This is a genomic window from Nocardia sp. NPDC051911 (assembly GCF_040681035.1).
Classification (GTDB): domain Bacteria; phylum Actinomycetota; class Actinomycetes; order Mycobacteriales; family Mycobacteriaceae; genus Nocardia; species Nocardia sichangensis.
Window position 1 is genome coordinate 112,064 of the sequence record NZ_JBFAXY010000026.1, and the last position, 11,354, is coordinate 123,417.

The following is an 11,354-nucleotide window of genomic DNA, read 5'->3' on the forward strand; positions in this document are numbered from 1 at the left end:
GTTTGCCCCACCCGGCTTCCCGCCTGTGGCTACCATGAGTGAGCCGCGCCACATGTGGCGCGCCGACTCGTAGGACTGACAGTGCCTTCATCGCGCTGTGTCACGGCTTCGAGTCCTGGATCGGGCGTCGGCGCGGACCGGCGCCCGGTTCACGCCAGCGCTATCGGGAACAGGGATATGACGACAACAGAAATCGGATACGCGCATCAGTCGGGCAAAACGGTGTACACCGTTCCCGCCGCATTCCAAGAGACCGCGCGGCTGCGCCCCGACCAGATCGCCTTGCGCAAGGTGGGCGGCACCCAGCAGTACACCTGGCGCGAGTACGCCGAACGGGTGCGTTCGATCGCCGCGGGCCTGGCCGGGCTCGGCGTCGGCCACGGCGACACCGTCGGCATCATGCTCACCAACCGCCCCGAGTTCAATCTCGTCGACACCGCCGCCCTGCATCTGGGCGCCACCCCGTTCTCCGTCTACAACACCAGCTCCCCCGAGCAGATCACCCACCTGTTCACCAACGCGGGCAACAAAATCGTGGTGACAGAACAGGTCTTCCTCGACCGGATCACCGCCTCCGGCGTGCCGGTCGACCACATCATCCTGGTCGACGGCCCCGCCGAGGGCACCGTCACCCTGGAAGAGGTGGAGGCCGCGCCCGCCGCCGACTTCGATTTCGACGCCGCCTGGCAGGCCGTCGGCGCCGACGATTTGGCCACCCTGATCTACACCTCTGGCACCACCGGACCGTCCAAGGGCGTGGAGATCACCCACCGCAACGTGCTCGCCCAGATCATCGTCCTGGTCAGTGGCCCGCTGCAGGTCGGCCTGGAGGACCGGGTGGTGTCCTACCTGCCCGCCGCGCACGTCGCCGACCGGATCTCCGCCCACGCGCTCAACCTGCTCACCGGCATCCAGATCACCACTGTCCCCGACCCGCGCGAAGTCGCCGCCGCGCTGCCCGACGCGCGCCCGACCACCTTCTTCGGCGTCCCGCGCGTCTGGCAGAAGATCAAGGCCGGTGTCGAGGGCAAACTCGCCGAAGAACCGAGCCCGGTCAAGAAAGCGCTGGCCAACTGGGCGATCAGCACCGGAATCGCCGCCGCACGCGCCGATCTGGCGGGCAAAGGACGCAGTCCCCTGCTGAGCGCGCAGCATCGGATCGCCGAGACGCTGGTGCTGTCCAAGCTGCGCCACGCCTTGGGCCTGGATCACCTGAAAGTCGCCTCCTCCGGCGCCGCGCCCATCCCGCCGGAGACCCTGGAGTACTTCCTCGGCCTCGGCTTCACCGTCAGCGAGGTGTGGGGCATGTCGGAAACCACCGGCGTGGGCACCTACACCGAACTGGACAAGCCTCGCCCCGGTTCGGTCGGGCGCGCGGCCGACGGCGTGGAGGTGCGACTGGACGCCGACGGTGAGGTGCTGGTGCGCGGCGCGATCGTCACTCGCGGCTACCGCAACATGCCGGACAAGACCTCCGAGGCCATCGACTCCGACGGCTGGCTGCACACCGGCGACATCGGCACCTTCGACGCCGACGGTTACCTGCGGATCGTGGACCGCAAGAAGGAACTGATCATCAACGAAGGGGGCAAGAACATCGCCCCCAGCAACATCGAGAACTCGGTGAAGGCCGCCTCCTCGCTGATCGGTCAAGTCGTGGCCATCGGTGACGCCAAGCCCTACATCGCCGCCCTGATCGTGCTCGACCCCGACGTCGCCGCCCTGCGCGCCAAGGAACTCGACGCCACCGGCGAGGACATCGCCGCCCTGGCCGCCCGGCCGCAGATCGTCGAGGAAGTACTCGCCGCGGTCCAGGCGGGCAACGCCAAACTGTCCCGCGTGGAACAGATCAAACGCTTCACCGTCCTGGGCGCGGTCTGGGAACCCGGCGGCGACGAGCTGACGCCGAAGATGTCGCTCAAACGCGCGCCCATCGCGGCCAAGTACAGCGCGGAGATCGAGGCGCTGTACGCCAAGGAGCCCTCCGGCCAGGTGGTCAGCGTCAAGTAAGTCCGTCGAAGAGCGCTGTGGCCCAGAGCATCACGCCTGGGTCCACAGCGCTTTGTGGTCCCCAGAGGCGACGATTGTGGCCACCCGTCATGCGACTGTCGCCACGCGCGACGAGATCGACACTCAGAACCGTAGTTCGCCGACAGTGTTGAGATCGATGCCGTGCCGCGCGTAGATCTTGATCGTGTTCTCGCCGGTCAGATCGGCTTCGGTGTAGCCGAGCAGTCCGGCGATCCGGATGACGTCGTCCTTGGTCGCGGCTTCGATCTCCAGATACGGCGGGATCCGCGGCCAGGTATCGATCTCGAGCTGCGCGCCGTCGAGGACGAAACTGATCCGCTTGGTCTCCTGATAGGACTTCGCGGTGAAACCCAGCATCTCGAGCAGGGCATTGGCGGCGGCGAAGTCGTCGACGCTCACCTCGACTTCGTGGGTGCCGTCGATGGCGTCGCTGGTGATGTGCTTGACGGCGAGTGTGGTCCCATTGCCGTTGTCGCGCAGCCTGATCCACTTCGAGTCATCGCCCGGCGCGATGTCGTAGACGTAGCGGCGCATGAACCGCTCGCCGAGTTTCCGGCCGCCCTTGTCGATGAGGTGCTGTTCGATGGCGCCGGGGTCGATGTCGAGAATCTTGGCTTCGTGCTCGATGGGCACTGCTGACTCCTGTTTCGGATGGGCGGTCGATCGAACTTACCCGCCGCGCGCCGCTGGTACCGCCAACTCCTGCTCAGCCGACCTTGTCGACTCGGGTCGTTGCCGCGGTGAGGGTCTTGCCTGCCGGGGTTTGCGGGCGCAGTTCGGCGACCGGGCTGCCGTCGAGGTCCAGGAGTGTGGAGCGCGGCTCGTTGCCGGTGAAGGCGTGGCGTTCTCCCCACTGGCGCAACGCGACAATCGTGGTGAAGAGGTCCTGCCCGGCTTCGGTGAGTTCGTAGATGTGCCGCTTGCCGCCGGGGTTCGGGCTGCTGGTGAGGATGCCGTGATCCACCAGCCGACGGAGGCGGTCGGCGAGGATGTTCCGCGCGATCCCCAGGCGCTGCTGGAACTCGGTGAACGCGGCCGCGCCGTCCATGGCCTCGCGCACGATCAGCAAGCTCCACCGATCGCCCACCAGGTCGATCGTTCGGGCTACGGGGCAGGTGGGGTCGGTCCACTCGCGTGCGGAACCGAGCGGCGTCGTCATCGCACTCCTCCCTATCGGTTGCAATACGAAACCATTATGCCTACGCTTCAATGGTTTCATTTTGCTACCAATGATGGAGGTGTGGTGTCGACCGGAGTCACACGATCGCAGCGATGGATCCTGGCGCTGATCTGCGCCGTGGCGGTGTCGACCATCTACGCGATCCAGCCCGTAACCGAAGCGGCGGGACGGGATCTGGGGCTGTCGCCGCAGTCGCTGGGCGGGCTGGTCGCCGCCGGACAGATCGGCTACTTCGCCGGTCTGGTGATCTTGGTGCCGCTCGGAGACGTGGTGAACCGCCGCCGCCTCATCACCGCGCATCTGGCACTCACCGCGGTGGGCACCGCTATCGCGGCCGCAGCACCGAACGGTGTTTCCGTGATGGCGGGGCTGGCGATCGCGGGATTTTTCGCAGTCGTGGTGCAGGTGACGGTCGCGTATGTCGCTGCTGTCTCCGAGCCGGGCGAGCGGGGCCGCAATATCGGGGCCGTCACCTCGGGCGTGGTGATCGGCATTCTCGGTGTCCGTGTCCTCGCGGGCGCGCTGGGCGATACGGTCGGCTGGCGAGCGGTCTACGCGCTGCTCGCCGCGTCCTGTGCGGTGCTCGCCATCACCGCCCGAGCGAGGCTCCACCCGGACCACAGGACGAGCGAGGTGCGATACACGCAGGTGCTGGCATCGCTGGGGCAGCTCGTGCGCACAGATCGACTGATGCTGAGCCGGGGCCTGATCGCCCTGTTCCTGTTCGCGTCCTTCGGGACCCTGTGGAGCGGGCTCGCGCTGCCACTCGGCGCCGAGCCGTGGAAGCTGGGCACCACCGAGATCGGGCTGTTCGGATCGGCTGGGCTGGCCGGAGCGCTCGGGGCCGCCCGTGCGGGACGGTGGGCCGATTCCGGTCGCGCGCAAACGATCACCGGCTGGTCACTTGCTCTGCTCACCGGCTCCTGGTTGCTCATCGCCCAAGCCCGATCGAGCCTTTGGCCGCTCATCGCCGGTATCGTCCTGCTCGACTTCGCCGTCCAAGCCGTGCACGTGAGCAGCCAGCACCTGCTGACCACCGCCCATCCGAACCGCGCCAGCAGCGTCATCGGCGTCTACATGGCCTTCTACTCCCTCGGATCCGCCCTCGGCGCCATCACGACCACCTGGGCATACAGCTCGTGGGGATGGCTGGGCTCCTGCTGGGTCGGCGCGATCTACGCCCTGTCGGCACTGATGCTGTGGGGGCTGGGCCGGCTCGGCGGCATCGCGCGTCCCGCCGACCCGAGTGTCCAAGGCGCGAAAGCGCGGACGAACGCCGACCCCCGGCTCCGGATCCCACCGCCCACAGCTCGTTCCGCGAGTGCCCCGCGCTCTGAGCTGGAGTGCCGAGCCGGATCGTCGGAGCATCCTTGACGGATGGCAGGCATCCGGCCTGCCACTCACGCCTGCGCGCTCGGCGCGAAGCCGCCCCGACCCGCGGTGGTCGATGTTCGCGGGCTCACTGCCACAACTGCTTCGACCAGTCACCCCGAGCGCGATAGGCACGGCCATCGCCGATCTGCGTCGTCCCGCCGGGAACGACATCCCCGTGGTAGGGGTACTGCTCCGTCACCGCCGCCAGCACGAACTCCAGGAAGCCGCCCTCGAACAGGTCCCACTCCCGCATCGAGTCGAACTTCGCGGCGACCGGCCACCGGTCCGAGTCCGGGCCCCGCATCAGCCAGAAGAACTGGTCGGAACTCCAGTTGTTGCCCCACTTCAAAAGCCCGCCCTCGGCCGGGAACAGCGGATACGGGCACTCGTCGTAGTCCCCGCCCTGGTAGGCCTGGGCCAGCATGGCGCAGTATCCGTAGGGCTCCGTCGTGAAGTACAAGAATCCCTCGAAACCCAGCGGCGCCCCGATCTGGGGGCTGGGCGCTGCTGATGGTGTGTAGATGTGCAGCTCGTCCCTGATGCTCACCATCCCGTACCGGTCGGCGAACGCCCGGTAGTCCGCGGGCAGTTGGAAACCGATCGTCTCGGGCCCGAGCTCCCACGGAACCGGGACCACTCCGCCCACAGGCGGCGGCCCGATCACCGAGCCGAGCCGGTCCAGCATTTCCTCGATGTTCACGTCCACTCCCATCAGCCGTCCGTTCTCGCTGGAGGCTATCCACCTCCCAGAGTTGGAAGCACGGGGTCGGGTTCCGCTCGCCCTGATGTCCGAACACGCCCGCGACGGGCTGGCCGCAGCCAGAGCCCGAGGACCCACTGGCGGCCAGAACCCCGGACTCGGCCCCGGCAGGTGGGTCCGGATCGGCAAATGTACGACAAAAGTGACTGATCACAGCCCTAGCGGCGCGCTTATCCGGAGCATCACCATCGGCCGCGAAGTCGCTGGATGTCCCAGCCCAGACCCCAAGTCGAACTGTTTTCGCCTGCCCGAGAGTTGATCAGTACGCCCACGAGCCGTTCAGTAGCCCCTGCGCCGCAGTGACGATGTCTGTAGCAAGCTGGGAAGGCGTGGCGGTTTGGTTGGCTTCCCAGTCGCTGTAGCGGTCGGTGAGCTCCAGCAGCGGGCGCAGCGATTGCGGCCGGTCGAGCTGCATCCAAGCCTGGGTCGCGATCAGTTCGGCACCGATCACGGGCGGCAGATGGCCCTGTATGATCTGACGAAGCCACCATCGAACCAGCAGGTGCCGGACATCGCGCTCACCGGTGGGAATCGTTGCCACGATGTCGAGTTCGTCCAGCACCTGGTCGAACAGTTCCTCGGCTCGGTCTTGCTCTGCTCGAGTGAGTCCGCCGAGCAGAGGCAGGGACTCGCTGTCGATATCGACAACCAGTGCGACGAGGGCAGCTTCGATGAGCTTTTGCGGTTCCACCGGGCGTCCGATGAGACGTTCCAGCGCCAGCATGCGCAGTTGTTCTACGGCTTGGTCGGGACTGACAGCGTAGGGATCAGACGGTGCGACGACCCGCAAGGTCGGTGGTCCGCCGCTGTCGCCGAGCAGGTAGTTCCAAAAGGGAACTGTTGCGTGAGCCAAGTCGAGGTCGCTGGCCTGTCTCAGAAATTCATGCCGAAGATAGTCGGAAAGGTCCAGGCCGTAGTAAATCGCGTCGGTCCGGACAATCGACAGCACCGGGTGACCCCATTGCCCCGCGATGCCGGGCAGGAACCGATGACCGAAAACAGGAACCAGCCGCGGCGCGGCCTCGAGCCCGCGGCGCGCGATCCCCAGACATCGGATCGGATCAGCGGGCTGGTCACCCCATGCCGGGTGCCAGAAACCGTTGTGTTCAACGTCGAAAAGCACACCCTCGGCGGGTTGAGCGAGCCACGCACGCAAGACTTCCGTGTCGTCGCGTCGCCAGTCCGGCCAGCCTCGCCATCCGGACTCAGGCTCGTCCACGGGAAGTCCGGCCGCCAGGAAGGCTCGGTGGTCGTCGGCGAATCGAAAGTTGTAGCGGGATTCGATGGCGTCGAATTCGCTGTCGGTCAGCCCCGGTGTGATCTCGGCCGGCAGCTGGCGCTGGAGCCGGCGGGCAGATTCGATCGACAGCCTGTCACGCCGGTGCTCATCCATGGCCGCTCGAACACACCGCTACCCCGCTCCGCCCGAACGGGTTCGTTCCGATCCTCACGCGACCTCATTGTCCTCGGCTCCTTCATCGAACCCCCCCCACCAGGCACGGGAAGGAACATGCCCGCCCCTCGCCGGCATCATGCACCCCGCACGCGGTTGCTGCCCGCCGTGTAACGAACCAGCAGGGGTCAACGCCGGTGTCGAGATGTCGACCCGCGCAGGAAGGTCGATGCCGCAAGACGACACCACTGAAACTCATTGCCGCACAATGCGAATAGCTATCGGTGGTTCCTCAGCGCCGGATTCCGCGGACTTGGACCTCAACCCCCTACCCGCCGACGATTCTGGCCAACGTCGGTTCCGCGGACAAGTCGGGGACACAGATCAATGAGGTGCTCTGCACTGCAAACGTGTACGGGCCCGGTAGGCCCCGGCGCCCGGCCCTTCGTGAAAGCTGTCGAGCAACCGGGGCTGTCAGTCCGGTCGATCCATTCCCAGTGCAGATCTGAACGTAGGCAAGGCGTTTCATGGCTGGATGCCTGACGAGTTTCACGCTGCGCGTGGCCGTATGCGGCATACGGGGGATGGACGCATGCGGGTGCAAGCCGGGCGCAAGGACGGTGCAATCCCTGCCCAGCACTCTCGTCACCATGACCAAGTCAGTAACGATCATCGGCGCCGGACTCGGCGGACTCGCTCTGGCCCGCGTCCTGCACGTCCACGGCATCCCGGCCACGGTGTACGAGGCCGAACCGACCCCGACGGCACGCACGCAGGGCGGCATGCTCGACATCCACGACTACAACGGCCAACTCGCCATCGCGGCGGCCGGACTGATGGACGAATTCCGCGGCCTCATCCTGGAGGGCCGCCAGGCGATGCGGGTCCTCGACCCGAACGGGACCGTCCTGCTGGACAAACCCGACGACGGCACCGGTGGACGCCCCGAGGTGCAGCGTGGCGAACTGCGACAACTGCTGCTCGACTCGCTGCCGGCAGGCACCGTCCGATGGGGTCACAAATTCAGCGGCGCTCGCGCTCTCGGCGCGGGCCGCCACGAGGTGACCTTCGCCGATGGCAGCACGGTCGTCACGAGCCTGCTGGTCGGCGCCGACGGCGCGTGGTCACGGGTCCGGCCGCTGCTGTCCACCGCCGTACCCGACTACACCGGCGAGTCGTTCGTCGAGACCTACCTGTTCGACGCCGACACCCGCCATCCCGCCGCCGCGGAAGCGGTCGGCGGCGGGTCGATGATGGCGCCCTCGCCGGGCCGAGAGATCCACGCGCACCGGGAACGGGGCGACACCTTGCACGCCTATGTGGTGCTCGCCAGGCCGTACGACTGGTTCGCCGCCATCGATTTCACCGATGCCGCCGCGGCCACCGCACGGATCGCGCAGGAGTTCGACGGCTGGGCAACGGAACTCACCGCACTGATCACCGACGCCGACCTCCCGCCGGTCTGGCGCCCGCATTACACCCTACCGATCGGGCACCGGTGGGATCGGATACCAGGGGTGACCCTGCTCGGCGACGCCGCCCACCTCATGCCCACGAACGGCGAGGGCGCCAACCTCGCCCTGCTCGACGGCGCCGAACTCGGCAACGCCCTCGCCGCGCACCCCGACGACATCGAGACCGCCCTGAGCGAATACGAGCAGAACATGTTCGCCCGCAGCACCGAGGTCGCCACCCAAACCGCCGAGCTCTTCGGGGACCGGAACGACGGAACGGCCCAGGGCCTGGTCGCCGCGTTCACCGCACGCGAGCACACCCCCTGACCTCGAGCCACTCCGTCGGGCATTCGTACCTGACGCGGGCGCGCGTTGATCGGCAACCCAGCTTCGCTCCGGATCGGTTGAGAAACCGGGCTTGTCAACGCGCGCTCGCGCCGAACACCCACATCGACCGGCAGCTACCCGAATTTCGATGGTTGCGCGACTACGACCGGAACCCTGCCCGGGCCGCAGCGCGTTCGGGCCGACTTTCACGGCTCCAGATACAACCGCTCGCACGGCAGGCGCGGATACCCGTCGGTGTCGTCCATCGACACCTCGACTGCGTCGTGCCAGTGCCGGGCACGCCATTCCTGGACGAACAAGCACGCGGCGGTGACGCAGGCGACGAAATCCATCCGGACGCCGTGCCAGAACACCGACAAATGGACATCCGGCTCGGACGGCAGCGGAGACACGCCGCGCTGATCGCCGTTCACCGTTGCGGCTCCGTCGGCGCGTGTCGAACATGAGATCGCAGCGTTCGCATCCGCCGATCCCGCAGTGCCTCAACGTGTTCCACACCGCAGGCGCCTCATGCATACGCGATGCCCCGCTTCCGGCGAGCAATGCTTTCGGCCACGCATCCACGGATAGCGGCCACAACGACGCTTCCAGCGGGGCGAAAAGCGCTGGCGGGTCGGACTACCCAGGAACGGAACGTGGTCCCTTGATCGGCTGGACTCGGCAACGCCACGGTTCCACCGGCGCACACCAGCGAGACATTGAGCCGGAACATCTCCGCGAACAGCGTGATGTCATCGGGAAGGTCGGGCTGCGTCAGATACGTCCACCGCTTCGACCGAGGATGCGACATGATCGGCCCGAGAGCGTGGTGGTGCCGCTGCATCCATACCTTCACGTCCTGCCCCAATGTGGCGGGCATGATCACCGCCCACGCCACCCCCATGCGTAGCACTATGCGCCCCACCTGAGGCGGATCGACCTCCGCAGGCAGATCGCACACCTGCCGGTAGTAGGCGCACCGGGACAGCGGTGTGTTCCCGAAAAGTACCCGGCCCATCATCAAACCCCCTGCTCAGATCAATCGACGGTGGAGATGCGCCCGGTACCGCGATATGCGGAAACCACCAGGAAGCGGGAGGGGGCGCGCGGTGAGATTCGCGCTGAGCTCCCCCTGACCGGGCGCGTATTCAGCACACACTTCGGATGCGTGGCGAGTAAGGTCGCAGCGGGTGTTGAAAGGTGGTGGATCGGCTTCTTCCGGTGACGAAATGGCGGGCGTGATGAACAGTGCGAACATGCACCTTTCCCAGTGGCTGGCCCGTTCCGGCTGGAGTCGCAGCGAATTGGCGCGCCGCGTGCGCACGCTGGCGGTCGAATGGGGCGAGCCCCAGATCAGGCCCGACGCGTCCAGCGTGCGGCGCTGGGTGGACGAGGGAGAACGCCCGCGCCCGCCGGTTCCGGCAATCCTCGCGGATCTGTTCTCGGCGCACTTCGGATATCGCGTGACGACCTATGACCTCGGTCTGGGTGAGATGCCGGCCGTTGACCGCGCCCTCGTTTACCACCCATCGTGGACACGGACACTGGAAGCGGTCGCAGACCTCGGGAGGGCAGACGTGGATCGCAGGAAGCTCCTTGCCACAGCTCCGTTCGCCGCCGTCGCGGCGATCGGGCCGTCCCGCGACTGGCTGCTGAACACTCTGGATCAGCTACCGGATGAACGTCGGCGAGTACGGCTCGAGGACGTCACCGCCGTGAAGAACATGTTCGGCACATTCCAAGAAATGGATATCTTCCAGGGCGGTGGCTCGGGGCGGCTGGTGCTGGCGGCCTACATGAACGAGCACGTGTACCCGCTGCTGCGGCGCACGCACACAGAAGACGTCCGCGTGGCGCTGTGCGGTGCGGCGGCCGAACAGACCTACCTGCTCGGATGGATGGCGTTCGACAACGGCGAGCACGGCACGGCGCAGCGGTATCTGATCCAGGCGTTGCGCTTGGCCGAAGAGTCACGTGATCCCGCGCTCGGCGCGCACGTCCTCGCCGGACTGGCCGACCAGGCGACCTTGCTCGGGCATCCGCACGAAGGCCGACGCCTCGCGCAGGCGGGCCGCCAAGGCCTGGCGAAGGTGGACGCGCCCGCTTGCCTCGCGGATTTGTGGACCTTGGAGGCCCGCTCGCTCGCCGTCATCGGTGACAAGACAGGTGCCGCGCGTGCGATCAACGCCGCGGAAAACGCGTTCGCTCGCATCGAGCCCGATCGTGAACCCGAATGGGCACTGTTCATCGATCAGGCATACATCTGCGGTGAGTGGGCGAACGCGTTTCGCGATCTGGGACAGCCGGAACAAGCCGCATCGCACGCCCGCCGATCGATCGCCTACGCCCGTGCGCAGAACCGAGCACGGCGAGGAGCGCTCTCGCACGCCGCGCTCGCGGTCACCCACCTGCAAAGACACGACCTCGAGGCCGCTCACGCCACCGGCGTGCGGACACTGGATCTCGCCCGAAAAGTCAAGTCCTCTCGCTCCGTGGAAGCCGTACGCGACATCCAGCGGCGCATGGTCGCTTTCGGTCCACATCCTTTGGTCGCGGACTTCGCCGAACGCACACGATCTCTGCTCGCGGCCTGACCGCGCAGCACCTGGCTGGAGGGCAGCATACGCAACCAGCGCCGTCGACTTCCCTGTGCCGGACATGCCCGTCACCAAGACCACCGCCACAAACGGATCGTAGGAGACGCCGCTGCTCGGCTCGCCCTCGGATCAGCCCGGCTAGCTGTGATGTCCGGGGAGGTTGGTCAGTCGGGTGACCGGTGGGCGACCGCCGATGGCGGAGTGGGCTCGGTGGTGATTGTAGAAGTGGAGCCAGTCG

The 11,354-nt window shown here is 66.9% G+C and carries 9 protein-coding genes; 4 read left to right on the forward strand and 5 right to left on the reverse strand.

Features of this window, described 5'->3' with window-relative positions; genetic code table 11:
- Positions 1 to 177 precede the first annotated feature (177 nt).
- Complete coding sequence (locus tag AB0L97_RS27905) at positions 178 to 2,010, forward strand: long-chain fatty acid--CoA ligase (protein ID WP_364435076.1); 1,833 nt, start codon at positions 178 to 180, stop codon at positions 2,008 to 2,010.
- 123 nt (positions 2,011 to 2,133) lie between these two features.
- On the opposite strand, the gene AB0L97_RS27910 is transcribed toward AB0L97_RS27905, so the two are convergent.
- Positions 2,134 to 2,664, reverse strand: a complete 531-nt coding sequence (locus AB0L97_RS27910) for a CYTH domain-containing protein (RefSeq protein WP_364435079.1) — start codon at positions 2,662 to 2,664, stop codon at positions 2,134 to 2,136.
- Positions 2,665 to 2,737: 73 nt separating this feature from the next.
- A complete protein-coding gene (locus tag AB0L97_RS27915) occupies positions 2,738 to 3,190 on the reverse strand; it encodes a helix-turn-helix domain-containing protein (protein ID WP_364435082.1) in 453 nt (150 codons plus the stop codon).
- A gap of 84 nt (positions 3,191 to 3,274) precedes the next feature.
- On the opposite strand from AB0L97_RS27915, the gene AB0L97_RS27920 reads away from it, so the two are divergent.
- A complete protein-coding gene (locus AB0L97_RS27920; RefSeq protein WP_364435085.1) occupies positions 3,275 to 4,585 on the forward strand; it encodes an MFS transporter in 1,311 nt (436 codons plus the stop codon).
- 85 nt (positions 4,586 to 4,670) lie between these two features.
- Here the strand turns inward: AB0L97_RS27920 and AB0L97_RS27925 are convergent, their stop codons facing one another.
- Both AB0L97_RS27925 and AB0L97_RS27930 read right to left on the reverse strand, forming a co-directional pair.
- Entirely contained in the window at positions 4,671 to 5,285 is a 615-nt protein-coding gene (locus tag AB0L97_RS27925) for a hypothetical protein (protein ID WP_364435088.1), read from the reverse strand.
- Positions 5,286 to 5,604: 319 nt separating this feature from the next.
- On the reverse strand, positions 5,605 to 6,738 hold the full coding sequence (locus tag AB0L97_RS27930) for a hypothetical protein (RefSeq protein WP_364435091.1): 1,134 nt from the start codon (positions 6,736 to 6,738) through the stop codon (positions 5,605 to 5,607).
- 650 nt (positions 6,739 to 7,388) lie between these two features.
- Here AB0L97_RS27930 and AB0L97_RS27935 point away from each other — a divergent pair.
- On the forward strand, positions 7,389 to 8,519 hold the full coding sequence (locus tag AB0L97_RS27935; RefSeq protein WP_364435094.1) for an FAD-dependent monooxygenase: 1,131 nt from the start codon (positions 7,389 to 7,391) through the stop codon (positions 8,517 to 8,519).
- Positions 8,520 to 8,725: 206 nt separating this feature from the next.
- Here the strand turns inward: AB0L97_RS27935 and AB0L97_RS27940 are convergent, their stop codons facing one another.
- Positions 8,726 to 8,953, reverse strand: coding sequence for a hypothetical protein (locus tag AB0L97_RS27940; RefSeq protein ID WP_355077987.1), 228 nt, complete (start codon positions 8,951 to 8,953; stop codon positions 8,726 to 8,728).
- An 822-nt stretch (positions 8,954 to 9,775) separates the two neighbouring features.
- Here AB0L97_RS27940 and AB0L97_RS27945 point away from each other — a divergent pair.
- Positions 9,776 to 11,113: a hypothetical protein gene (locus tag AB0L97_RS27945; RefSeq protein WP_364435098.1), complete on the forward strand. Its 1,338-nt coding sequence runs from the start codon at positions 9,776 to 9,778 to the stop codon at positions 11,111 to 11,113.
- Positions 11,114 to 11,354: the final 241 nt, after the last annotated feature.